This is a genomic window from Streptomyces sp. NPDC049879, assembly GCF_044461265.1.
Classification (GTDB): Bacteria; Actinomycetota; Actinomycetes; order Streptomycetales; family Streptomycetaceae; genus Streptomyces.
On the sequence record NZ_JBITKT010000001.1, the window covers coordinates 1,109,270 to 1,133,445 of the forward strand.

20 protein-coding genes are annotated in these 24,176 nt (G+C 74.5%); 5 read left to right on the top strand and 15 right to left on the bottom strand.

Annotated features, from left to right (window positions below; genetic code table 11):
- Window positions 1–75: 75 nt before the first annotated feature.
- Window positions 76–1,491 (bottom strand): type I glutamate--ammonia ligase, encoded by a 1,416-nt coding sequence (glnA, locus tag ACIBPC_RS05210; protein WP_362963454.1) that lies wholly within the window; start codon window positions 1,489–1,491, stop codon window positions 76–78.
- A 193-nt stretch (window positions 1,492–1,684) separates the two neighbouring features.
- Between glnA and ACIBPC_RS05215 the strand changes: the two genes are divergently transcribed.
- Window positions 1,685–2,152 carry an RDD family protein gene (locus ACIBPC_RS05215; RefSeq protein ID WP_362963452.1) on the top strand — a complete coding sequence of 156 codons (468 nt, stop codon included), beginning with the start codon at window positions 1,685–1,687 and terminating at the stop codon, window positions 2,150–2,152.
- Between the two features lie 108 nt (window positions 2,153–2,260).
- Here ACIBPC_RS05215 and ACIBPC_RS05220 read toward each other — a convergent pair whose 3' ends face one another.
- The 4 genes from ACIBPC_RS05220 to lipB all read right to left on the bottom strand — a co-directional run bounded on the left by ACIBPC_RS05220 (window position 2,261) and on the right by lipB (window position 5,359).
- A complete protein-coding gene (locus ACIBPC_RS05220) occupies window positions 2,261–2,971 on the bottom strand; it encodes a DUF4191 domain-containing protein (protein ID WP_362963450.1) in 711 nt (236 codons plus the stop codon).
- 82 nt (window positions 2,972–3,053) lie between these two features.
- Window positions 3,054–3,317 (bottom strand): hypothetical protein, encoded by a 264-nt coding sequence (locus ACIBPC_RS05225; RefSeq protein ID WP_398841405.1) that lies wholly within the window; start codon window positions 3,315–3,317, stop codon window positions 3,054–3,056.
- A gap of 200 nt (window positions 3,318–3,517) precedes the next feature.
- Window positions 3,518–4,459, bottom strand: coding sequence for a lipoyl synthase (gene lipA / locus ACIBPC_RS05230; RefSeq protein ID WP_398841407.1), 942 nt, complete (start codon window positions 4,457–4,459; stop codon window positions 3,518–3,520).
- A 102-nt stretch (window positions 4,460–4,561) separates the two neighbouring features.
- Entirely contained in the window at window positions 4,562–5,359 is a 798-nt protein-coding gene (lipB, locus tag ACIBPC_RS05235) for a lipoyl(octanoyl) transferase LipB (protein ID WP_398841409.1), read from the bottom strand.
- Window positions 5,360–5,625: 266 nt separating this feature from the next.
- Between lipB and ACIBPC_RS05240 the strand changes: the two genes are divergently transcribed.
- On the top strand, window positions 5,626–7,197 hold the full coding sequence (locus ACIBPC_RS05240; RefSeq protein ID WP_362963444.1) for a regulator: 1,572 nt from the start codon (window positions 5,626–5,628) through the stop codon (window positions 7,195–7,197).
- A 101-nt stretch (window positions 7,198–7,298) separates the two neighbouring features.
- Here ACIBPC_RS05240 and ACIBPC_RS05245 read toward each other — a convergent pair whose 3' ends face one another.
- The 3 genes from ACIBPC_RS05245 to ACIBPC_RS05255 all read right to left on the bottom strand — a co-directional run bounded on the left by ACIBPC_RS05245 (window position 7,299) and on the right by ACIBPC_RS05255 (window position 10,235).
- Window positions 7,299–8,453 (bottom strand): FAD-dependent oxidoreductase, encoded by a 1,155-nt coding sequence (locus tag ACIBPC_RS05245; protein WP_398841411.1) that lies wholly within the window; start codon window positions 8,451–8,453, stop codon window positions 7,299–7,301.
- Between the two features lie 303 nt (window positions 8,454–8,756).
- Complete coding sequence (locus ACIBPC_RS05250) at window positions 8,757–9,668, bottom strand: TIGR01777 family oxidoreductase (RefSeq protein ID WP_398841412.1); 912 nt, start codon at window positions 9,666–9,668, stop codon at window positions 8,757–8,759.
- A gap of 9 nt (window positions 9,669–9,677) precedes the next feature.
- Window positions 9,678–10,235: a DUF4240 domain-containing protein gene (locus ACIBPC_RS05255; RefSeq protein ID WP_362963611.1), complete on the bottom strand. Its 558-nt coding sequence runs from the start codon at window positions 10,233–10,235 to the stop codon at window positions 9,678–9,680.
- 168 nt (window positions 10,236–10,403) lie between these two features.
- Between ACIBPC_RS05255 and ACIBPC_RS05260 the strand changes: the two genes are divergently transcribed.
- Window positions 10,404–11,330 (top strand): SDR family oxidoreductase, encoded by a 927-nt coding sequence (locus ACIBPC_RS05260; RefSeq protein ID WP_362963438.1) that lies wholly within the window; start codon window positions 10,404–10,406, stop codon window positions 11,328–11,330.
- Here ACIBPC_RS05260 and ACIBPC_RS05265 read toward each other — a convergent pair.
- From ACIBPC_RS05265 to ACIBPC_RS05290, 6 genes are all read right to left on the bottom strand, one after another.
- Window positions 11,321–12,334 carry a helix-turn-helix transcriptional regulator gene (locus tag ACIBPC_RS05265; RefSeq protein ID WP_398841414.1) on the bottom strand — a complete coding sequence of 338 codons (1,014 nt, stop codon included), beginning with the start codon at window positions 12,332–12,334 and terminating at the stop codon, window positions 11,321–11,323. The genes ACIBPC_RS05260 and ACIBPC_RS05265 overlap by 10 nt on opposite strands.
- Before the next feature lie 253 nt (window positions 12,335–12,587).
- Window positions 12,588–13,211: a GntR family transcriptional regulator gene (locus ACIBPC_RS05270; protein WP_362963434.1), complete on the bottom strand. Its 624-nt coding sequence runs from the start codon at window positions 13,209–13,211 to the stop codon at window positions 12,588–12,590.
- A 131-nt stretch (window positions 13,212–13,342) separates the two neighbouring features.
- Window positions 13,343–15,151, bottom strand: a complete 1,809-nt coding sequence (sucB, locus tag ACIBPC_RS05275) for a 2-oxoglutarate dehydrogenase, E2 component, dihydrolipoamide succinyltransferase (protein ID WP_398841416.1) — start codon at window positions 15,149–15,151, stop codon at window positions 13,343–13,345.
- A 109-nt stretch (window positions 15,152–15,260) separates the two neighbouring features.
- Window positions 15,261–16,649, bottom strand: a complete 1,389-nt coding sequence (gene lpdA, locus ACIBPC_RS05280; RefSeq protein ID WP_362963430.1) for a dihydrolipoyl dehydrogenase — start codon at window positions 16,647–16,649, stop codon at window positions 15,261–15,263.
- 170 nt (window positions 16,650–16,819) lie between these two features.
- Entirely contained in the window at window positions 16,820–18,343 is a 1,524-nt protein-coding gene (locus ACIBPC_RS05285) for a leucyl aminopeptidase (protein ID WP_398841417.1), read from the bottom strand.
- Between the two features lie 108 nt (window positions 18,344–18,451).
- The gene (locus ACIBPC_RS05290; RefSeq protein ID WP_362963426.1) at window positions 18,452–19,297 is read right to left on the bottom strand and encodes an adenosylcobinamide-GDP ribazoletransferase; all 846 of its coding nucleotides are present in this window, start codon (window positions 19,295–19,297) and stop codon (window positions 18,452–18,454) included.
- Between the two features lie 33 nt (window positions 19,298–19,330).
- On the opposite strand from ACIBPC_RS05290, the gene ACIBPC_RS05295 reads away from it, so the two are divergent.
- Window positions 19,331–20,113 carry a hypothetical protein gene (locus ACIBPC_RS05295; protein WP_398841419.1) on the top strand — a complete coding sequence of 261 codons (783 nt, stop codon included), beginning with the start codon at window positions 19,331–19,333 and terminating at the stop codon, window positions 20,111–20,113.
- A gap of 1,351 nt (window positions 20,114–21,464) precedes the next feature.
- Window positions 21,465–22,460: a hypothetical protein gene (locus tag ACIBPC_RS05300; RefSeq protein WP_398841777.1), complete on the top strand. Its 996-nt coding sequence runs from the start codon at window positions 21,465–21,467 to the stop codon at window positions 22,458–22,460.
- A gap of 542 nt (window positions 22,461–23,002) precedes the next feature.
- On the opposite strand, the gene ACIBPC_RS05305 is transcribed toward ACIBPC_RS05300, so the two are convergent.
- Window positions 23,003–24,127 (bottom strand): nicotinate-nucleotide--dimethylbenzimidazole phosphoribosyltransferase, encoded by a 1,125-nt coding sequence (locus tag ACIBPC_RS05305; RefSeq protein WP_398841420.1) that lies wholly within the window; start codon window positions 24,125–24,127, stop codon window positions 23,003–23,005.
- Between the last annotated feature and the right edge of the window lie 49 nt (window positions 24,128–24,176).

A 24,176-nucleotide genomic window follows, 5' to 3' on the forward strand; every position in this document is an offset into this window, starting at 1 on the left:
GTCCCGCGCACAGCACCGCACCCCGCCGCGGCCCGCGTGCGCGCGGGCCGGACGGGGTGCGGTGAGGGGTACGGCTCAGATGTCGAAGTACAGCTCGAACTCGTGCGGGTGCGGGCGGAGCTGCATGGGGGCGATCTCCTTCTCCCGCTTGAAGTCGATCCACGTCTCGATCAGGTCGGCGGTGAAGACGCCACCGGCCTGCAGGTACTCGTTGTCGGCCTCCAGGGCCTCCAGCACGGCGGGCAGCGAGGTCGGGACCTGCGGCAGCTCGGCGTGCTCCTCCGGGGCCAGCTCGTAGAGGTCCTTGTCGATCGGCTCGGCCGGCTCGATCTTGTTCTTGATGCCGTCCAGGCCGGCGAGCAGCAGCGCCGAGAAGGCCAGGTACGGGTTGGACGACGGGTCGGGCGCGCGGAACTCGACGCGCTTCGCCTTCGGGTTCGAGCCGGTGATCGGGATGCGCATGGCCGCGGAGCGGTTGCGCTGCGAGTACACCAGGTTCACGGGGGCCTCGAAGCCGGGCACCAGGCGGTGGTACGAGTTGACCGTCGGGTTGGTGAACGCCAGCAGCGACGGGGCGTGCTTCAGGATGCCGCCGATGTAGTAGCGCGCCATGTCGGACAGGCCCGCGTAGCCCTGCTCGTCGTAGAACAGCGGGGTGCCGCCGGACCACAGGGACTGGTGGACGTGCATGCCCGAGCCGTTGTCGCCGAAGATCGGCTTCGGCATGAAGGTCGCCGTCTTGTTGTTGCGCCAGGCGACGTTCTTGACGATGTACTTGTACAGCATCAGGTCGTCGGCCGCGGCGAGCAGCGTGTTGAACTCGTAGTTGATCTCGGCCTGTCCGGCGGTGCCCACCTCGTGGTGCTGGCGCTCCACCTTCAGACCGGCCTTGATCAGTTCGAGGGTGATCTCGGCGCGCAGGTCGGCGAAGTGGTCCACCGGCGGGGCGGGGAAGTAGCCGCCCTTGTAACGGACCTTGTAGCCGCGGTTGCCGCCCTCCTCGATGGCGCCCGTGTTCCACGCGCCGGCGACGGAGTCGATGTGGTAGTAACCGGCGTTCGACTTCGTCTCGAAGCGCACGTCGTCGAAGACGTAGAACTCCGCCTCGGGGCCGAAGTACGCGGTGTCGGCGATGCCGGAGGACGCCAGGTAGGCCTCGGCCTTCTTCGCCACGTTGCGGGGGTCGCGGCTGTACGCCTCGCCCGTCACCGGGTCGTGGATGAAGAAGTTGACGTTGAGCGTCGAGTCCTTGCGGAACGGGTCGATCCGGGAGGTGCCGAGGTCGGGGACCAGCGCCATGTCCGACTCGTGGATGGCCTGGAAGCCACGGATCGACGAACCGTCGAACATCACGTTCGCGGTGGGGTCGAAGACCTCCGCCGGAATCGTGAGGTGCTGCATGATGCCCGGCAGGTCGCAGAAGCGGACGTCGACGAACTTCACGTCCTTGTCCTTGATGTACTTGTTGATCTCGTCGGCGTTCTGGAACATCCGGTGTCCTCCTAGCCCCGCCGTGGAGGGACGGGGATGTGCAGCTCGGGAACGGCCCGTGCGTGGGCCTGCCGGGGCGACCCTATGGACAGGCGATTTCTCGGGCGTGACTCAGTTGTTTCGCTGATGTTAACCGGACTTCTCGCCCGATACCGGTGACGGCCCGTCCCGGCGGCCGCGCTACCGTGGAGACGTGGACAATCGCCAGGCAATCGGCTCGTGGCTCTCGGGACCCCGCGCGGCGGCCGAGGAGATGGGCGTCGACTTCGGCTATCGGGGTGAGCGCCTCGGCCTGCCCGAGGAGGGCCCCGGCTCGGCGGCCCGCTTCGGCAGGCGCCTCGGCGCCCTCGTCGTCGACTGGGCGCTGTGCAACCTGATCGCATACGGTCTGCTCGCCGACGGCGGCGCGGCCTCCGTCAGCAACTGGGCGCTGGCCGTCTTCGTCGTGATGGCCCTGCTCACCGTCGGCACGCTGGGGTTCACACCCGGGAAGCGGCTGCTGGGGCTGCGGGTCGTCGCCGTCGGCGGGGGGCGCCTCACGTTCCCCCGCGCCGCGCTGCGGACGCTCCTGCTGGCGCTGGCCGTTCCGGCGCTCGTGTGGGACCGCGACCAGCGCGGGCTGCACGACCGGCTCGCCCGCGCCGTCCAGATCCGGATGTGACGGACTCCGGCGGAGGTGACACCCGCCGCCGCACATGCCTCGGGGCCCCTGGCAGACAGGGGCCCCGAGGCGTAGAGGTCGTCGTGTGTACGGGCGCGGGGGCGGGGATCAGCGCCCGCGGCGCGGGGAGTTCCCCTTCGGCATCCGCATGCCCTTGGGCAGCGGACCCTTCGGCACCGGCATGTTGTTCATCAGGTCGCCCATCGCGCGCAGGCGGTCGTTGACCTCGGTCACCCGGGGCCCGGCCAGCACGCGCGGGTACTTCATGATCGTGGTGCGCAGCTTCTTCAGCTCCACCTGCCCCGGTCCGTCGCCGACGATCACGTCGTGCACCGGCACGTCCGAGACCACGCGGTTCATCCGGCGGCGCTCGGCGGCGATCAGGCCCTTGACCCGGTTCGGGTTGCCCTCACCGACCAGCACCACGCCGTACTTGCCGACCGCCCGGTGCACGACGTCCTGCTGCCGGGTGATCGCCACGGCCGGGGTGAACACCACACCGCGCCGCATGTTCTCCAGCACCGCCGCCGCGGCCCCCGGCTGGCCCTCCATCTGCCCGAACGCCGCCCGCTCGGCCCGCCGCCCGAAGACGATGGCCGTCACCAGCAGGGCCACGAGGGCACCGAGGATGCCCAGGTAGACCGGGTGTCCGAGCAGGAAGCCGATGAGGAGGAACACCGCGAAGGTGCCAAGACCGACCGCTGAGATGATCCAGCCGATCCACCGGTCCGACCGCCGGGTCATCTTGTACGTCAGAGCGATCTGCTTGAGCCGCCCCGCGCTCTCGGGGTCCTTCGGCTCCTTGTCCTTCCGCGCCATGCGCGCAAGCATACGGGGCGCCGGAGGCGGCCCCGCGCCCGGTGGCCCCCAGCCGGGCGGCGGGGGCCGTGCCGGGCGTACGTCAGGCGCGCGGCGCGGGCAGCGCCGCCGGGCGCGCGTCGGCCGTGACGGCGCGCAGCGCGCGCTCCGCCTCGCTCCTGGCCGCCGCGCGCTCGCGGTCGGCCTGGACGGCCGTCCACGCGTTCTCCAGCGCCGTACGGCGTCCCGCGCGCAGCAGCATGCCCTCCAGGACGCGCAGCGTGCCGGTCACGGACGGCCGCGTCTGGACCGCTCCCGCCGTGCCCGCCGTAGTCATCGTGTCCACCGTGCTCACAGGATGTGCCATGATTCGGACCCCTCCCAGGGCGGCCAGGGCCCCCCGGCCCCGGCCATGCGTCCGCGGCTCGCGCCCGGACACCGGATCTTCCTTCCGCACCGCGTCGTCCTCGCCACGGTGCCGGTCCCGCCGTCCCATCGTCGCCGGACGGTGTTACGCCGCCATGACCCGCGGGTCAAGGCCGCCGAAAGCGCGCGCCACGGAACGGGTCACGCCGCCGGTACGCCCGCGCGCCGGTCGATCGCCTGCCGGTAGAGCCGCCCCGCGCGGTACGACGAGCGGACCAGCGGCCCGGACATCACGCCCGCGTAGCCGATCGCCTCGGCCTCCTCGCGCAGCTCCACGAACTCCTCCGGCTTCACCCACCGCTCCACCGGGTGGTGCCGGGGCGTCGGCCGCAGGTACTGCGTGATCGTGATCAGTTCGCAGCCCGCCTCGTGCATGTCCCGCAGGGCCTGGCCGACTTCCTCACGCGTCTCGCCGAGGCCGAGGATCAGGTTCGACTTGGTGACGAGCCCCGCCTCCCGCGCCAGCGTGAGGACGCGCAGCGAGCGGTCGTAGCGGAACGCCGGGCGGATGCGCTTGAAGATCCGCGGCACCGTCTCGACGTTGTGCGCCAGCACCTCGGGCCTGCTGCCGAAGACCTCGGCCAGCTGCTCGGGCACCGCGTTGAAGTCCGGGATGAGCAGCTCGACGCCGGTGCCGGGGATCATGCCGTGGATCTGCCGGACGGTCTCCGCGTACAGCCAGGCGCCGCCGTCCGCCAGGTCGTCGCGCGCGACGCCGGTGATCGTCGCGTACTTCAGCTCCATCTGCTTCACCGACTCGGCGACGCGCCGCGGCTCGTCGCGGTCCAGGTCCGCCGGGCGGCCGGTGTCGATCTGGCAGAAGTCGCAGCGCCGCGTGCACTGCTCGCCGCCGATGAGGAAGGTCGCCTCGCGGTCCTCCCAGCACTCGAAGATGTTGGGACAGCCGGCTTCCTGGCACACCGTGTGCAGGCCCTCGCGCTTCACGAGGCCGTGCAGCGCCTGGTACTCGGGGCCGAGTTTCGCCCGGGTCTTGATCCACTCGGGCTTGCGCTCGATGGGGGTCTGGCTGTTCCGGACCTCGAGACGCAGCATCTTGCGACCGTCGGGTGCGACAGCGGACACGTCCGGCTCCCTACCACTTTCGATTCTTCGGCGAACACCAGCGTACGCCTGTGCATCGGGGGTCATCGGCCCCCGGCCGCCCGCAGGCAGCGCGGGCGGAGCTCAGACGGCGCGCGGCAGGGGGACCGCCGTGTCCAGGACCTCGCGCAGATGCCGCTCCACCACGGGAAGCACCTCCAGGACGGAGATCCCACGCCCCAGTTCCTGCGTAAGCGACGTCACACCGGCGTCGCGGATGCCGCAGGGCACGATGCGGTCGAACGAGGTGTTGTCCGGGTCGCAGTTGAGCGCGAAGCCGTGCATCGTCACGCCCTTGGCGACGCGGATGCCGATCGCGCAGAGCTTGCGGTCCTCGCCGCGCTGCCCCGCGTTCGACGGCGCGTACTCGGGGCCGCTGAGCCGCGGGTCGAACTCCTCGTCGTGCAGCCGGGGGTCGAAGTCGAGCGACAGGCCGCCGAAGCCGCCCGCGTGCCCGCCGGGCGCCCCGGAGTCCGGGTCGCCGAGCACCCACACGCCGCTGCGGCCCTCGACCCGCGTCGTCGCCAGGCCGAACTCGGCGCACGCCCGGATCACGGCCTCCTCGATGCGGCGCACGTGGGCGATCACGTCCACGGGCCGCGGCAGCTTGAGGATCGGGTAGCCGACGAGCTGCCCGGGGCCGTGCCAGGTGATCTTCCCGCCCCGGTCCACGTCCACCACCGGCGTGCCGTCGAGGGGGCGCTCGCTCTCCTCCGTACGGCGGCCCGCCGTGTACACACTCCGGTGTTCGAGCAGGAGACACGTGTCCGGGACCTCGTCCGCGAACCGGGCGGTGTGGACCCGCCGTTGCTCCTGCCACGCCGCGTGGTACTCCACGGCGTCCGCCCCGAAACCGAGATGGACAAAGCGCAGCTCGCTCACCGCGACCGCTCCCCTTTTTTCCGGTGCTTTCCGGTTCCCGCCGGTATCGGCCCGGCGCGTCCCGCGGGGTACGTCCCGCCCGTCCGGCCGCACAGATGCCCTGTGTTCCGCATCCACTGTAAGCCCGTGCACCAGCTAATCCCGGGGCGGGCTCCCCCTCACACCTTTGGATGAACTCTGCGCCCACGCCGCGAGGCGGCATGGCTGGACCGTTACATTCACGCCGTTCCAGCCGCACAGCCGTAAGGCAGGAGACCGCATCGCCGATGTCCACGGAACGACCCGGAGGCACCGCCTCCCCGCAGACCGCCTCCCCGCGTACGCCGAACCGCCAGCTGGCCGCCCTCATCACCGAGGCGGGCTTCTCCCACGCCGGTCTCGCACGGCGGGTCGATCAGCTCGGCCTCGAACACGGCCTCGATCTCCGCTATGACAAGACGTCCGTCACACGCTGGCTGCGCGGCCAGCGTCCACGCGGCACCACACCCGCCCTGATCGCCGAGGTGTTCACCCGGCGCCTCGGCCGCAGACTCTCCGCCCAGGACCTCGGGCTGGAGGCCTGCGCGCCGGTCTACGCGGGTCTCGAGTTCGCCACAGGACCGGCCGAGGCCGTCGACATCGTCGCCGGCCTGTGGCGCAAGGACTCGGGCAGCTACGCCGAGCTGCGCAAGATCGCGTTCACCCCCGCAGGACTCGTCGTCCCGAGCCGCGACTGGCTCATCGGGCGGCCGGACGAGCGGGTGGCGCGCGGCGAGCCGCCCGAGGCGCCGCCGGGCGCGCCCGCCGTCCGCGTCCCCGAACAGGGCCGCGGCCCCGCGCGCCCGCTCCCGCCGGGGGCGGCGGTGCGGCCCGGCCTGGTCCCGCCCGGCCGCGTGCCACGGCCCGCCCAGCCCGACCGGCCCTCACCGGCCGACCGGGTGGAACGCGGCCCCGGCCAGCGCGTCACCAGCGGCGACATCGCCGCGCTCCGCTCGGTCGCCGAACTGTTCCGCGGCCTCGACCAGGCGTACGGCGGCGGCCACGCGCGGCAGGCCCTCGTCCGCTACCTGGAGCACGAACTCGAACCGATGCTGCGCGGCACGTACGGCGAACAGGTCGGCCGCCGCCTCTTCGCCGCCGCCGCCGACCTCACCCGCCTCGCGGGCTGGACGGCGTACGACATCGCCGCGCACGGCCTCGCCCAGCGCTACTTCGTCCAGGCCCTGCGCCTGGCCCAGGCGGCGGGCGACCGCGGCTACGGCGGCTACGTCCTGGTCTCCATGAGCAGGCAGGCCGTCTACCTCGGGCACGGCCGGGAGGCCGTGCAGCTCGCCCGCGTCGCGCAGCAGGGGATGGGCGGCTCCGTGCCGCCCGTCGTCCAGGCGCTCCTGCACGCCGTCGAGGCGCGCGGGCACGGGCTGATGGGGGAGGTGCGGGCCTGCACCGCCGCGCTGGCCAGGGCGGAGCGCGCCCTGGAGTCGGCGCGGGCCGGGGACGACGTGCCGCCGTGGGGGCGGTTCTTCGACGAGGCGCAGCTCGCCGACGAGTTCGGCCACTGCCACCGCGACCTCCAGCAGTACCGCTCGGCCGCCCGGCACGCCGAGCGGTCGCTCCAACTGCGGGCACCCGCGTTCGCCCGCAGCCGCCTGTTCTGCCGGGTGGTGCTGGCGTCGGCGCGGCTCGGGCTCGGCGACGTCGAGCAGGCCTGCACCCTCGCCGCGGAGGCCGCGGCGCAGGCGGCGGAGATGCGGTCGGCGCGGGCGCACGAGTACGTCCAGGACTTCGAACGGAGACTGGAGCCCTTCCGCGACGCCGCGGCCGTGCGCATGTACCGGGAGAAGGTGGCCGCGCTGGTCTGAGAGGTCCTGAACGGTCCTGAACGGTCCTGAACGGTCCTGAACGGGCCGAGGACGCCGTACGCCCCCGCGCCGTCGCGGGGGCGGGGCCCACCCGGGCGGGACTACCGGGACGGCGCGCAGACGGGCGGTTCCTCCGGGACGGGAGCAGGGTCCCGGGGGAGCCCGGCGTCGGCGAGCAGCGCCCGCGCCGCCCGCCGCGCCGACGCGAGGTCGCCCGCGAGCCCCGGCAGGTCGCGGTGGTCGCCGCAGACGTACAGCCCGTCGATCAGCCTGGCCGGCCGGCCGCCCGTCCACGGCGGCGGCACGACCGGCACGGCGTACGGGTCGTGGTGCGCCGCCAGCAGCCGCCAGTCGTCGGCCGGGGTGCCGTACAGCTCGGCGAGCTGCGGGCGCGCGGCCTTGTCCAGCAGCTCGGCCGGTTCGCCCGCCCGCGGCCCGGTGACCACGGAGGTCACGAGCGTCCGCCCGGCCGGTGCCCGTGACGGGTCGGCCGCCGAGGCGGGCAGGGAGTACGCGAGCGGGCCGCGCGCGGCCGTGTCCACCAGCAGCGTGGCCCCTGTGGCGAGGCCGCCTGGCGCGGCGTGGTGAAGGACCGTCACGGCCCGGAAGTCCGGCACGCGCAGGCCCGGCAGCAGGCGCGCCGCCTCGTGTGCCCCCGTCGCGACGACGACGGCGCGGCAGGGAAACGTACCGTGTGCCTCCGTCGTCACGGCCGAGGTCGCGACCGACACCGCGCGCACCCCCGTGCGTACGGTGCCCTCGGGCAGCCCGGCGGCCAGCAGCCCCGGCAGTGCCGCCGCGCCGCCCGCCGGGAGCGCGACGCCCTGCCGGGCCACGGCGCGGAGGGTCACGTCGTGCGGCAGCGCGTCGAGGAGGGGCCGCAGGGCGTCCTCGGCGGACTCCTGCCGGGGGTGCGGTACGCGCCCTGGCGCCGTCTGGTCGGGCGCGGCGCCGCCGATGCGGTGCCGCTGGGTGGTGCCGTGCAGGAGGACGCCGCCGGTGAGGCGGCGCAGGAGGAGCGGGCGGGGCAGCCGGGCGAGGGCGGGCGAGCCGGGCAGGGTGAGCCGGCTTCCCCGGTCGAGGCGGTAGCCGTCGCGGTGGTCGGTGGCCATGCGGCCGCCGATGCGGTCGGTGGCTTCGAGTACGGTCACGGCGAGTCCGGCCGCGTGCAGGTGGTGGGCGGCGGCGAGTCCGGCCGTCCCACCTCCCACGACGACGACGTCGGACTCCGCGTGGTGCGGTCGGCTGCTGAGCACGTGGCCTCCTGGTGAGGTGGTCGGTGCGTCCGAGCGGCGGCTCAGGGGCGGGGTGGGCCTGAGAGAGGTGATGCCCGCTCACGGCGCGGGCGACGCCCGAACCGCATGTGACCCTCTCACGCCGGGCGGATTCAGACAGAGCGCACGGACCGGGCACGGTCGCACGGCGGGTCGCACACGTACCGTGCCGCCCCGGTGCCCCAACGGCCCCCGGGACAGGGGGGAACGGGCGCGCCGGGGCGGTGGCGGGCGGGCGCGGCCCGGCGCGCGAGGTCGCCCGGTTGCAGATCCCCCGTCGCCGGCTCAGCCCAGCGCGGCGCGGACCGCGTCCTCGACGGTGGGGTGTTCGAACGTGAAGCCCGCGTCGAGCAGCCGCCGGGGCAGGACGCGCTGGCTGCCGAGGACGTCCTCGGAGAACTCGCCGAGCGCCACCTTCAGCACCGGCGCCGGGACCGCGAAGACCGCGGGGCGCCGCAGGACACGGCCCATCACGCGCGTGACCTCGCGGTTGGTCACCGGCTCCGGACCGGTGAGGTTGACCGGGCCGGACAGGCCGTGCGCCTCGTCCAGCAGGAACCGCAGCGCCGCCACCTCGTCGCGCAGCGAGATCGCCGACCAGTACTGCCGCCCGTCGCCGAGGCGCCCGCCGAGACCGGCGCGGAAGATCGGGAAGAGGCGGCCCCACGCGCCGCCGCCGCGCGCGACGACGAGACCCGTACGGGCGAACACCGTCCGCACGCCCGCCGCCTCCGCGGGCCGCGCCGACTCCTCCCACTCCACCGCCAGGTCGGCCAGGAAGCCGCTGCCGCGCGGCGCCGTCTCGTCGACGGCGCGGTCCGCGGTGTCGCCGTACCAGCCGATGGCGCTGCCGCACACGAGCGTGCGCGGCGGGGTGTCGAGCGACGCGATCGCGGCGGCGATGGCCGCCGTGCCCAGCACGCGGCTGTCGCGCAGCACCCGCTTGTAGTGCGCCGTCCAGCGGCGGTCGCCGACGCCCGCGCCCGCCAGGTGGACGACGGCGTCGCAGCCGTCGATCGCCGCGGCCGTCAGCTCCTGCGCCCGCCCGGACGGGTCCCAGCGCGCCTCGTCGGGCCGGGACGGCTCGTGCCGCACCAGCCGCACCACCCGGTTGCCCTCCGCCCTGAGGGCGAGGACGAGCGCGCTGCCGATGAGGCCGGACGAACCGGTGACCGCGATGCTTGGCATGCCGGCCATCCTTCCCGATCACGCCCCGCCGCTGCCAGTCGGCGGCGCGCCGCGGAAGCGCGCCCACAGCCGGGGGTACGCGGCGGCCAGCACGGCGGGGTCGGCGAGGTCGGGCCGTACGCCCTCCGGCTCCGGCGGCGGCTCGGGCAGGCCGAGGTCGGGCAGCTCGTCGCCGGTCAGCCGCTCGTACGCGTCGTACGCCGCGAAGCCCACCTCCTCGGCCTCGCCCTCCACCACCGGGTCGAAGCCGGGCGGCAGCAGGTCCGCCAGGGCGTCGGGGTCCTGGAGCGTGCCCTCGAAGACGTCGCGGCCCTGGGCGATCAGGGCGCAGCGGAAGTTCTCGAACGCCTCGTCGTCCACCTCCTCGTCGCGCCCGAGGAGGACCTGCGCGGCGCCCCACACGTCCCACCGGAAGGCCCGGTTGAAGCGGGACTCGAAGTGGCGCGCGTAGTCCGTGACGCTCTCCGGGTCCAGCTCCGCGAGCCGGCCCACGAGCAGGTCGGCGAGCGCGTCGGGGTCGCCGTCCGCCCCGGCGCGCGCGCCGTCGACCGTCTCCCAGAAGCCCGATTCGTACATCACGGCACCAGCATCCGCGCCGCGCGACCGGCGCGCACGCCGAGCGCGCGCCGCCGGGTGGGCGCCGTACGGCCGAGCCGGGAGAACTCGTACGGAAAGCCGGACAGGAGATGTCGGGTATCGCTGCGAATCTCGTCCCCGTACCGCAGAACCGAGGGAAAGGCACCCATGGAACAGGGAAAGCAGCTGGCGGGACGGGTCGCGCTGGTCGCGGGGGCGACCCGGGGCGCGGGGCGCGGGATGGCGGTGGAACTGGGCGCGGCGGGCGCGACGGTGTACGTCACCGGCCGCACCACCCGCGCGTCCGTCAGCGAGGTGGGGCGGTCCACCGAGACCGTCGAGGAGACCGCCGAGCTGGTGACGGCGGCGGGCGGCGAGGGCATCGCCGTCCCCACCGACCATCTGGAACGCGACCAGGTGCGCGCGCTGGTCGAGCGGATCGACCGCGAGCAGGGGCGGCTCGACGTCCTGGTGAACGACATCTGGGGCGGCGACCACCTGTGGTGGCCCGCCGGGGCGCGGATGTGGGAGTTCGACCTCGACCGCGGTCTGCGGATGCTGCGCCTCGGCGTCGAGACGCACATCGTGACCAGCCACTACGCGCTGCCGCTGCTGACGCGGCGGCCGGGCGGCCTGCTGGTGGAGATCACGGACGGCACCGCCGAGTCGAACGCGTCCTACCGCGACCACTTCTTCTTCGACCTGGCCAAGTACGCGCCGATCCGCATGGCGCTCGGCCTCGCCGAGGAGCTGAAGAAGGAGGGCTGCACGGCCGTCGCGCTCACCCCGGGCTTCCTGCGCTCGGAGACGATGCTGGACACCCACTTCAAGGTGACGGAGGAGACCTGGCGGGAGGGCATCGCGAAGGACCCGGTGTTCGCCATCTCCGAGTCACCGGCGTTCATCGGCCGCGCGGTGGCCGCCCTGGCGGCCGACCCCGAGGTGGCGCGCTGGAACGGGCAGTCGCTCAACAGCGGGGATCTGGCGAAGGTCTACGGCTTCACCGACACGGACGGGTCGCGGCCCGACGCGTGGGGGTACATCCGCGACGTCGTCCTGGGGGACAGCACGGCCCCCGCCGACGACTACCGCTGACCGCCCCCGGGCACGGCGGCGCCGTACAGCGCCGCCGTGCGCCGCGCCGCCTCGGCCATCCGCGCGCGCAGCTCCGGCGGCGCCAGCACCTCGCACTCGGGGCCGAGGGCGCGCAGCTGCTCCTCGGCGACGTCGAGCGCCTCGACGGCGAGGGTGAGCGTGGTCCTGCCCTCGCCGTCCGGCGGGCCCGCCGCGGCCAGCGCCTCGCGGGCGGCGTCCCGGTCGGTGACGCGCGGCAGCGCCCGTGCGCCCGCCGCCGTCACCCGGATGTCCACCCGCTCCCGCAGCAGCGACCTGGCGAACTGCGCCGCGCGCTCCGCCCAGAAGCCCGGCAGGTCGAACGACTCGTCCCGCGCGAAGCGCCCCCCGTCCGCCTCGGCACGGGTGAAGCGGTCCACGCGGTAGACACGGTGGACACCGCGCCCGCCTTCCCCGCCGGCGACGCGCGCCGCCAGGTACCAGACACCCGCCTTCAGCACGAGCCCGTACGGCTCCACCGCGCGCGTCACGCCCGCGCCGTCCCGCCGCGCGTAGTCCACGGTCAGCAGCAGGTCGTCCCACACCGCGTCGGCCACGGCGGGCAGCAGCGGGGGAGTGGTGTGCGGGCGCCACCAGCCGGGGGCGTCCAGGTGGAAGCGCTGCGCCGCGCTGAGCGGGGCGTCGCTGAGGTCGGGCCGCAGGGCCGCCGCCACCTTCAGCCGCGCCGCCGACGCCGCGTCGGCCAGGCCCATGTCCCGCAGCGCGGTGGGGACCCCGGAGAGGAACAGCGCCTCGGCCTCGTCGCGGCCGAGGCCGGTGAGCCCGGTGCGGTAGCCGCCGACGAGGCGGTAGCCGCCCGTACGGCCGCGGTCCGCGTAGACCGGCACGCCCGCCTCGGACAGCGCCTCGACGTCGCGGGCCACGGTGCGTGCGGAGACGCCGAGTTCGGCCGCGAGTGCGTCCGCCGTCATCGCGCGGCGTGACTGGAGCAGCAGGATCATCCTGATCAGACGGGCGGCGCGCATGCCCCCATCATGGGGCGGCGGCCGGAGCCCGTGAGGGCCGGGTCCCGTCGTTGGCGCGACATTCGGGACCCGGGCCTCCAGTGGGAACCTCGCCGCGGGGCAGGACAGGAGCTACGCGGCGGGGCTCGCTTGCAGGGGACCGCAGCGGACTGCGGAGCCACGGGAAGACTGTAAGCCGATGATCGATGATCGATCAAAGGGTTCGGGACAAAAAATCATCGAATCGGAAAAATTGGCACTCCATGCCAGCGATTCAGGCACGCGGTGCACAGCCGAGGACGTGCTCCCTGACGATCCGCCCGATCTCCGGGTCACGCCGCCGGAACGCGTCCACCAGCTCCTGGTGCTCCTCCGCGTACGACCGCTGCCGCGTCCCCAGCCAGCGAATCGCCAGGCCCGTCCAGATCTCGATCCCCAGCGACTCCCAGGTGTGCAGCAGCACGCTGTTCCCCGACGCCGCCACCAGCAGCCGGTGGAACGCGACGGTGTGCCCCACCTGCGCCTCCGCGTCCGCCAGCCGGTCCGCCTCGTACAGCGCCGCCACCTCGGGCTCCAGCGCCGACACGTCCTCCGCCAGCCGCCCCGCGGCCAGCTCCGCCGCGACCTGTTCGAGCCCGGCGCGCACCGGATAGATCTCCTCCAGGTCGGCGGCCGTGAGCGCGCGCACGCGCACGCCCTTGTTCGGCGCCGACTCGATGAGCCGCAGCGCCTCCAGCTCCCGCAGCGCCTCGCGCACCGGCGTCTGGCTGACCTCCAGCTCGACGGCGATGCGGCGTTCCACGATCCGCTCGCCCGGCTGCCAGCGCCCGCTGACGATGCCCTCCACGATGTGCTCGCGGATCTGCTTGCGCAGCGAACGCACGACGGGTGGACTCATCCCGCTCGCTCCTGTCGTTGATGGTGCCGTTGGTTGTGCCGTTCGCCGACGATAAGCGCTCACAACAGCCCGCGCCCCGCCCGGAGGCTCCGGGCGGGGCGCGGGGTGGAACGGCCGGCGGGCGGCGTGGGTCAGAGACCCAGCTCACCCTCGAACTGGCCCGCCTCGAGACGCGCCTTCACGTCCCCCAGATAGCGGGCGGCGTCCGCGCCGTCCACCAGCTGGTGGTCGTACGAGAGGGTCAGGTACACCATGTCCCGGACGGCGATGGTCTCGCCGAGGTCGGGGTGGTTCACCACGACGGGACGGCGCACGGTCGCGCCGATCCCCAGCTCCGCGACCTGCGGGTAGTTCACGATGATCGTGTCGAACAGCGCGCCGCGCGACCCGGTGTTGCTGATCGTGAACGTGCCGCCGGACATGTCGTCCGGGGTCAGGCCCTTGCCGCGGACCTTGCCCGCCAGCTCCGCCGTCTTCTTGGCGATGCCGGCCAGGGACAGGTCGCCCGCGCCCTTGATGACCGGGACCATCAGGCCCTTCTCGGAGTCCACGGCGATGCCGACGTTCTCCACGTCGTGGTACGTGACGGTGCCGTCGTCGTTGATCTTCGCGTTGATCGCCGGGTGCGCCTTCAGCGCCTCGGCGGCGGCCTTCACGAAGAACGGCATCGGCGACAGCTTCACGCCCTCGCGCGCCAGGAACGCGTCCTTGGCCTTCGCCCGCAGCCGCATCACCCGGGTCACGTCCACCTCGACGACCGTCGAGAGCTGCGCCTGGTTGTGCAGGGCCTTCAGCATGTTCTCGCCGATGACCTTGCGGATGCGGCTCATCTTCACCGTCTGGCCGCGCAGCGGCGACGGCTGGACCGGGGCGGGGCCCGCGGCCTTCGGGGCGGCGGCGGCCTGGGCGGGCTGCGCCGCGGCGGCCTTCGCCGCCTCGGCCGCGTCCAGGACGTCCTGCTTGCGGATGCGGCCGCCCACGCCTGAGCCCTTGACCGACGTGAGGTCCACGCCGTTCTCGGACGCCAGCTTGCGCACCAGCGGCGTGACGTACGCGCCGTCGGCCGCCGGGGCGGCCTCCTGCGTACGGCGCGCGGCCGGGGCCTGGGCCTGCGGCTGCGCGGGCGCCCGGGTGGGCTCCGGCGCCTGGGCGGGCGCCTGCTTCTGCTCGGGCTCGGGCTTCGGCTCCGGCTTCGCCTCGGGCTGCGCCGGGGCCTGGGCACGGGTCTGGGTCTCGGGCGCCTTCGCCGGCTCGGGGGCGGCGGGGGCCTGCTCCTGCTGCCGCGCCGGGGCCGCGCCCGCGGCACCGATGACGCCCAGCTTCGCCCCGACCTCGGCCGTCTCGTCCTCGCCGACCGTGATCTCCAGCAGGGTGCCGGAGGTCGGGGCGGGGATCTCGGTGTCGACCTTGTCGGTGGACACCTCAAGCAGCGGCTCGTCGGCCTCGACCGAGTCGCCGACCTGCTTCAGCCAGCGGGTGACGGTGCCCTCGGTGACCGACTCGCCCAGCGCGGGCAGGGTGACGTCGGTGCCCTCGGCGGCGCCGCCGCCGGAGGACTGCGCCGGGGCGGCGGGGGCCTGCTCCTGCTGCTGCGCGGGCTCGGGCTGCGCGGGGGCGGCCTGCGGGGCCTCCTCCTGCTGCTGCTCCTGCTGCTCCTGCTGCTCCTGCTGCGCCGGGGCGGGCGCGGCGGCCGGCGCGCCGGAACCGTCGTCGATGACCGCCAGCTCGGCGCCCACCTCGACCGTCTCGTCCTCGGCCACCTTGATGGACGACAGCACACCCGCGGCGGGCGCGGGAATCTCGGTGTCCACCTTGTCGGTGGAGACCTCGAGCAGCGGCTCGTCGGCCTCGACGTGTTCGCCCTCGGCCTTGAGCCAGCGGGTGACGGTGCCCTCGGTCACGCTCTCGCCGAGCGCCGGAAGGGTTACGGAAACCGCCATGGTTTCTGTTGCTCCTTACGAAAAGTGGCGGATGGAGACGCGCTCCGGTGGTGACGCGCCAGGGTCGGTCGTACTGCGGTCGGTCATGCCACGGCCAGTCGTGCCGAACTCAGTCATGCGAGTGCAGCGGCTTGCCCGCGAGGGCGAGATGGGCCTCGCCCAGCGCCTCGTTCTGCGTGGGGTGGGCGTGGATGAGCTGCGCCACCTCGGCGGGCAGCGCCTCCCAGTTGTAGATCAGCTGGGCCTCGCCCACCTGCTCACCGAGCCGGTCACCGACCATGTGGACGCCGACGACGGCGCCGTCCCTGACGCGTACGAGCTTGATCTCCCCCGCCGTCTTCAGGATCTTGCTCCTGCCGTTCCCGGCCAGGTTGTACCTCAGCGTCACCACCTGGTCCGCGCCGTACCGCTCCTTGGCACGGGCCTCGGTGATGCCGACCGAGGCGACCTCGGGGTGGCAGTAGGTGACGCGCGGCACGCCGTCGTAGTCGATCGGCACCGGCGACAGACCGGCGAGCCGCTCGGCCACCAGGATGCCCTCGGCGAAGCCGACGTGCGCCAGCTGGAGGGTGGGGATGAGGTCGCCCACGGCCGAGATCGTCGGCACGGAGGTGCGGCAGTACTCGTCCACCACCACGAAGCCGCGGTCGAGGGCGACGCCGTTCTCCTCGTAACCGAGGCCCTGCGACACGGGGCCGCGGCCGATGGCGACGAGCAGCAGCTCCGCCTCGAAGGTCTTGCCGTTCGCCAGCGTGACGCGCACACCGTCCGCGGTGTACTCGGCCGACTGGAAGAAGGCGCCGAGGGAGAAGTTGATCCCCCGCTTGCGGAAGGCGCGCTCCAGGAGCTTGGAGCTGTCCTCGTCCTCGGCGGGCACCAGGTGCGGCAGCCCCTCGACGATGGTCACGTCGGTGCCGAACGACTTCCACGCCGAGGCGAACTCGACGCCGATCACGCCGCCGCCCAGCACGATCGCCGACTTCGGCACCCGGTCGAGGACCAGCGCGTGGTCCGAGGAGATGATCCGGTCGCCGTCGATCGTCAGCCCCGGCAGGGACCGGGGGACGGAACCGGTGGCCAGCACGACGTGCCGGCCGGTGTAGCGCGTGCCGTTCACGTCCACGGAGGTCGGGGACGACAGGCGGCCCTCGCCCTCCACGTACGTGATCTTGCGGGAGGCGACCAGGCCCTGGAGGCCCTTGTACAGGCCGGCGACCACGCCGTCCTTGTACTTGTGCACCCCCGCGATGTCGATGCCCTCGAAGGTGGTCCTGACCCCGAACTCGCCGCCGTCCCGCGCGGCGTCGGCGATCTCGCCGGCGTGCAGGAGGGCCTTGGTCGGGATGCAGCCGTTGTGCAGACAGGTGCCGCCGAGCTTGTTCTTCTCGATGAGGGCGACGTCCAGACCGAGCTGGGACGCCCGCAGGGCCGCGGCGTATCCACCGCTGCCCCCACCGAGGATCACCAGGTCGTAAACGGTGCCGGCGTCGTTCGCCACGTCACGTTCCTCCAAGATGGGGTTGTCGGCCGCCGGGGGGATACGGCGGTGTGCGGCTCGCCTGGATGGGCTAGCCGGGCCCTGTCCTGCCGGACCCCATCTTCGCACGCTGCGCCGAAAGGGCGGACGCCGCCCGGTACCGGGGTACCGGGGGCGGCGTCCCGCGGCGGTCAGCCGCTCAGCTCGCCGTTCGCCGCGCGCTCGGCCAGCCGGACGAGGGTGCGCACCGACACGCCCGTGCCGCCCTTCGCGGTGTAGCCGAACGGGCCGCCGTCGTTGAAGGCGGGCCCCGCGATGTCCAGGTGCGCCCAGCGGACGCCCTCCGCCACGAACTCGTTCAGGAACACCCCGGCCGTCAGCCCGCCGCCCATCCGCTCGCCCACGTTCTTCAGATCGGCGAGCGGCGACTTCAGGCTCTCGCCCAGCTCGGCGGGCAGCGGCATCGGCCAGGACTGCTCACCCGCCTGCTCCGCCGTCTCGTGCAGCAGCGTGCGGAACGCGTCGTCGTTCGCCATCACGCCGAAGATCCGCTTGCCGAGCGCCAGCACCATCGCGCCGGTCAGCGTCGCCACGTCCACCACGGCGTCGGGGGACTCCTCGCAGGCGCGCGCCAGGGCGTCGGCCAGGACGAGGCGGCCCTCCGCGTCGGTGTTGAGGACCTCGACGGTGGTGCCGTCGTACGTGGTCAGGACGTCGCCGGGGCGCAGCGAGGAGCCCGACGGCATGTTCTCGGCGAGCGCGAGCCAGCCCGTCACGTTCACCGGCAGGCCGAGGCGCGCGGCGGCGATCACGGCGGAGAAGACGGCGGCGGCGCCGCTCATGTCGCACTTCATCGTCTCGTTCGCGCCGACCGGCTTCAGGGACAGGCCGCCCGAGTCGTAGGTGATGCCCTTGCCGACCAGGGCGAGCGTCGCGGCGGCGGCCGGGCTCGTCCAGGCGACGCGCACCAGCCGGGGCGGCGACGCCGAGCCCATGCCGACGCCGAGGATGCCGCCGTAGCCCCCGGCGGTCAGCTCCTCCTCGTCGAGCACCTCCACCTCGACGCCGTACTCGGGCGCGGCGGTCGCGACGAGGTCGGCGAAGTCGGCGGGGGTCAGCGCGTTGGCGGGGGTGTTGATCAGGTCGCGCGTGCGGGCGACCTCCTCGGCGACGACGAGGGCGCGCTCGGCCGCCGCCGCGTGGGCCGCGTCCGCCGCGCCCGGGTCGAGGACGGTGATCCGGGCGAGCGGCGGGGTGCCCTCGTGGCCGCGGCCGCGGAAGGCGGTGAAGGTGTACGTGCCCAGCAGCGCGCCCTCGGTGACGGCCGCCACCGCCGCGTCGTCGGCCAGGGGCAGCGCCAGGACGGCGTGCTCCGAGCCCGCCAGGGCGCGGGTGGCGGCACCGGCGGCGCGGCGCAGGGTCTCGGGCGCGTACCCGGTCCCGTCCGCCGGGGCCTCGCCGAGGCCGACGGCGACCACGAGGGGCGCGGGCAGCCCCTCGGGGGTGGGCAGCTTGGTGATCTCCTCCGTGTCGCCCTTGGCGCCCACGGTGGCGAGCGCCGCCGCCAGGCCGCCGCCGAACGCCTCGTCCACGGCCGCGGCCGCCGCGGGCCCCGGCGCGGGGACCGGGCCGGACTCACCCCGGGCGATGCCGACGACCACCGCGTCCGCGGGGACGGAGGTGGCGGAGAGGTTGCTGAGGGTCAGTTCAGTCACGTGAGGTGGTTCCGTTTCCTTCGGGGCGTCGTCGTCGGCGCGGTCACCGCCCGGCCGCCGGGCGGGCGCGTCGGGCAGAAGACTACGCCGGACGGGCCAGGACCCGGCTCAGGGCGCGGTCACGGTCCAGACCAGCAGCGCGGCCGTTCCCGCCGTCTCGGCGCACGCCCCGAGCACGTCGCCCGTCAACCCGCCGAAGCGGCGCGCGCAGTGACGGAGCAGCAGCTCCGCCGCCGCCAGCGCGACCAGGACGGACAGCAGCCCGCCCAGCGCGCCCACCGCCGGCCGGTCCCAGGCGAGGGCACCGGCGACGGCCGACGCGAACGCCACCGCGCCCGCGACGGCGAGCGCCGCCCCGGTCGGCACGGTCCGCGCGACCGTCGCGCCCATCCCGTCAGGCCGCGCGGCGGGCGGCGCGTCCGCCCGGCAGGCCCAGGTCAGCGCGGCGCGCGAGACGACCGCCGCGCACACGACGGCGGTGAGCGCGCGCGGCCGCCCGTGCCCGTACAGCTCGGCGACCGCCGCCACTTGGGCCAGCACCGTCAGCAGGAGGACCAGCACGCCGAACGGGCCGATGTCGGAACGTTTCATCACCCGCAGCGCCTCGGCGGCGGGGCGGCGGCTGCCGAGCCCGTCCGCCGTGTCGGCCAGCCCGTCGAGGTGCAGGCCGCGGCTGAGCGCCGCCCCCAGCGCCACGGCGAGGACGGCCGTCAGCAGCGCACCGGCCTCCAGTTCGAGGAGCAGCCAGGACAGCAGGCAGACGACGAGGCCGGTGACGAGACCGGCGAGCGGCGCGCACAGCATCCCGCCGCGCGCGGTCGGCCGGTCCCAGCGCTCCGGCGGCCGTACGGGCAGCACGGTGAGCGTCCCGAAGGCGAAGCGGAGGGCGCTGCGTGCGTCCGTCCTGGTGGCCGGGGGAGGCCCGGCGGGGGGCGGGGGCGGCGTGGCGTTCATCGCACCGGAGGGTAGCGGCACAGGCTGAAGGCCATGGACGGGGTAGTGGACTGGTGGCAGCGCAACATCGTGGACGCGGGGAAGCTCCCGCTGCTCCTCGCCCTGGTCGCGTTCGTCGTGACCTTCCTGGTGACGCGCTGTGTGACGCGTCTGATCCGCGCGGGCAAGGGGCCGTTCCACGACCTGTCGGCGGGCGGGAAGCACCTGCACCACGTGGTGCCCGGTGTGATCCTCATGTGCGTCGGCGGCTTCGGGGGCGTCGCGGCGTCCGGCCGGGGGTGGGTCGCGGCGGTGACGGCGATCGTCTTCGGGATCGGGGCGGGCCTGGTGATGGACGAGTTCGCGCTGATCCTCTACATGCAGGACGTGTACTGGACCGAGCAGGGCCAGAAGAGCGTCGAGGCGTTCGTGCTGACGGGGGCCCTGTGCACGGTCCTGCTGTGCGGCTTCCTGCCGTTCGGCGTGGCCGGGGCGGGCCCTGAGACGTGGCTCGACCGGCGGAGCCTGATCGTGACGCTGCTGGTCAACTTCCTGCTGGCGCTGATCGCGCTGCTGAAGGGGAAGTACAGGACCACCGTCTTCGGCATCCTCGTCCCGCTGGTGGCGCTGGTCGGCGCGGTGCGGCTCGCGCGGCCCGACTCGTTCTGGGCGCGGCGCGTCTACCCGCACTTCCCGCGTACGGCGGAGCGGGCGCGCCGCCGGGCGGAGAAGCACTCGCGCCGCTGGGGACGCCTCGAACAGCGCGTGGACGACCTGCTCGCCGGCACCCCGACCCCGCAGGGCGGCGGCAAGGGGGACGGGGCCGGGGACGGGTAGCGCGGCGTCTTCCGGGGGCGGTGGCGGCCGTTGTCAGTGGCGCACGGCATGATGCGGAGCGCGTGACGGCTCGTCCAGCAGGGGTTTCCGGGCCGTCCTCGGCCCGGAGAAGGTGAGTGCTGTGCGCAGGCCCGTCGCAGGCGAGGTGCAGGTCCACGACCGTCGGATCTATGTCGTGAGCGGTCCGGACGCCGCGAGACCGGACCTGCGCGAGGCGTTCGCGGGCCAGGACGCGGGTCTGTGCGGGGTCGCGGTCCCAGGAGCCGTCCTCCTGTACACCGGCCGGTACTCGGGCGACGTCCCCCTCGTCGTGGAGGTCCACGACGAGGCCCCCGGACTCGACGAGGACTGGGAGGACGTGGTGGAGGCCTCCTTCCGCCCCGCGTCCGACCGCACGCGCCTGGTCCGCTGGGACGGCGGGGAGGCGTGGGACCTGGGGCTGATACGGACCGACTACCGGGTCAGATGGTGCGCCCGGGGGATGGACGACGCGGTGGAGCTGCCCGCCGGAACCGCCGGAAAGCTCCCGGTGGACGGCTACCTCCTCCAGTTCTGGCCCGCCCCGCCCGCCCCGGCCCGCGTGGTCCGCCAGACGTCGGACACCGCCGACGACATGCACGGCTACGCGCGCGCGACGCCGCGCACGCCCGCGCAGCAGGCCGAGGCCGCGCGCCGGACCCGCGAACTGTTCGCACGGGCGGCCGAGGAGCGTGCCGCACGGGCGGCCGAGGCGCGGCGACTGCACTACGAGGAGTGGGAGTGGGGCGGACGGCTGCCGAGCGATCGGCTGCGCGACGCCTCCGGGAGCAACGTCCTCGGTCTGCTCCGCTTCGACAGCGAGCTGGTGCACGCCCTCGATGTCGCGGGGCCCGGGGTCCAGCGCGCCGTGGCACTGCTGGCCGCGCGGCGGGCCTGCGAGACAGCGGGCCTGACCGGCCTGCCCTGGGTCGCCCACGCGCTCGCCGAACTGGCCGAGGGACGCCCGCTGCCGCCGCCGTTCGACGACACCGCCCGCATGTGGGCGACCCTGCGCTCCGACCCCCATGTGCCGGACACGTCGGTGCGCGGGGCGACCCAGCCGGAGCGGCCGCCGTACGTCCCGCCCCCGTCTGCGGACACCGGACGCACGTACGTCGAGGTCGTCCACATGGCCGTCCCGGCGCACACCCCGGGACTGATATCGCAGCCGCACTTCGCCCTTCCCGCCGTCCTCGCCGCCGCCGACCCCGCCCCGCTCGTCGCGGCGATCGACGCGGTGTGGCACGCGCTGAACACCTTCGGCGAGCACTATCCGCGGTTCCTCGGCGAGATCAGGTCGGTGTGCGCCGAACGGGCGGGGAGCATCGCCGCCCTGCTCCGCGTCCGCACCACGCCGCCGCGCCCGGCCGACGTGACCGCGATCGTCCCGCGGCTGGCACCGCTGGCACGCACCGCGACCCGGCTGCACCCCCGCCCCGGAAAGCCGTCACCCCACGACAGCTCCGTCGGCGGCTCCCTGCTGTGGCCGGCGGACGAGCCGTGGCCGCACTGCGCCGGCCCGCACAAGTGGGACGGGGTGAACGACCCCGTCACGCCGGAGGGCGAACGGCAGTGGCGGCTCCACCGGGCGGCGGCCGGCGAGAAGGCCGACGCGCCGTGGCCCGAGGGCCCGGTCCCCCTGCTGCCCGTGGCCCAGCTGTACGTTCGCGACGTCCCCCTCCTGCGCCCGCCGGGGCAGGCCGCGGCCGATGTACTCCAGGTGCTGTGGTGCCCCTTCGACCACCCGGCGGAGCCCAGGACCGCGCTGTTCTGGCGGTCCGCAGCCGAGGTCGCCGACGTCCTCGACGCGCCGCCGGAACCGCCCGTGATCCAGTTCTCCGGCTATCTGCCGGAGCCGTGCCTGCTGGCGCCCGAGGAGGTCACCGAGTACCCCCACCTCATGGAGCTGGACCGGGAGTTGCAGAGGCAGCTGGAGGACCGCAAGAGGTGGCAGGCGGCCGGTGTCGTACCGGACAGCTCCGAGGCGCCCTACGAGAAGGACTTCTACCGCGAGTCCTACCGCGGCGGGCTGTCCCTCGCCCCCGGCTGGAAGGCCGGTGGCTGGACCCGCTGGGGCCTCACCGATCCCATGCCCCGTTTCTGCTCCACGTGCGGCACCGGGATGGACCCGCTGCTGACCATCTCCTCGTCGGAAGGGGACGCCGACGAGGAGAGCTGGATTCCCGCCGAGGAGCGTGCCCGCGCCCTGACCGCCATCGGCTCCGAGCTCACGAACCCGACCATGCTCAGCCTCGCCAGGGGCTACGACCTGCAGCTGTACGCCTGCCCGGCATCCCCGGACCATCCGCACCTCCAGCTGGTCCAGTGAGCGGCCCCGCCGTAACCGGCGGGACCGTCGCCGGTGGACGATGCCGCTGCCGCCACGGACACGGCGGCCTCGCACGGGCCCGCTGACCCACTGCCCGCCCGGTGCCGCGCCGACCGGGGCCGCCCGATCGCCCCGGTTCCGGGGGCGGGGCCTGCCGGAAGCCGCGACGTGTGCGGCGTGCCCCCGGTGGACGGCCGCCCTGCCGTGCCGGGCCGGGGCGAAGGTCCGCTGGGCGGCGCCGGTCGCTCGCTGCCGGGTTGCCGGTGGCCGGGGGCCATGTGCCCGATGAGTCGGCCCACGAGGGGTGGTCGCTCCGACGGACCCCGGGCCGGACGGTCGCCCGGCGCCGGTCGCTCTCGGCTGCGGACGCGGCCGCGATGCACCGGGTCATGACCCGCACGGGGACGCGGCACGCTGCAACCGCGCTCGCGCCCCCCGGGAGTGCCGCTGCGGCGTCTGCGTTCCAGTGGGCCGTGCGGCGGGAGTGGTGGTGCCCTGGCCGGGGCGTGTGCCGCTCCGGGCCGCCTCGCGGGGAGCGGGGGTCAGGTCGCGTCGGAGATGACGGCCGGTTCCGGTTCGTCGCCGGGCCCTGACGCCGCCGTGTCGGGCGCGGGCTCGGGCCGTTCGGGCAGTTCGGCGGCCAGCGCCGCCGCGGCCCGTACGAGCGGCAGCGCCAGCAGCGCCCCGGTCGCCTCGCCGACCGTCACGCCGTGGTCGAGCAGCGGGTCCATCGCCATCCGGTCCAGCGCCTTCGCCTGCCCCGGCTCGCCGCTCGCCTGGCCGGACAGCCACCAGTCCGGCGCGCGGAACGCGACCCGCTGCCCGACCAGCGCGCAGGCGGTCGCCACCACGCCGTCCAGCACCACCGGCGTGCGCCGCACCGCGCACTGGAGCAGGAAGCCCGTCATCGCCGTCAGGTCGGCGCCGCCGACCGCCGCGAGCAGCTGGAGCTGGTCGCCGAGCACCGGCCTCGCCCGCCGCAGCCCGTCCCTGATCGCCGCGCACTTGCGCATCCACGCCAGGTCGTCGATCGGCACGCCGCCCCGGCCGGTCACCACCGACGCGTCGGTGCCGCACAGCGCGCCGATCAGCACGGCGGCCGCCGTCGTCCCGCCGACCGACAGGTCGCCGAGGACCAGCAGGTCCGTGCCCGCGTCCGCCTCCTCGTCGGCGATCGCCATCCCGGCGCGGAAGGCCCGTTCCGCCTCCTCGGCGGTGAGGGCGTCCTCGACGTCGAGACGGCCGGAGCCGCGCCGCACCCGGTGGGCGGTCACCTCGGCGGGCAGCTCGTCCGGCGGACAGTCGAGCGCCATGTCGACCACGCGCACCGGCACCTCGGCCTGCCGCGCGAGGACGGCCCCGGGGCTCGTGCCGTCGAGCAGCGCGCGCACCAGCGCCACCGCCTCGCCGGGACGCCGCGCCGAGACACCGAGCGAGGCGACACCGTGGTCCCCGGCGAAGACGACGGCCTTCGGCCGCTCCACCGGCGTCACCGGCACCCGTCCCTGCGCGGCGGCCAGCCAGGCGCCGACCTGGTCAAGACGCCCGAGCGTCCCCGGCGCGAGGCCGGTACGGGCCCGCCGCTCCTCGGCCGACCTGCGGAGGCGTGCGCTCGGCCGCTCGATGAGGTCGCCGAAGTCGTCCAGATTGAGACCGCCGTCACTCATGCGCACGAGACTACCGCCCGCGCACAGGCCGGAACGCGCTGCCCGCCGC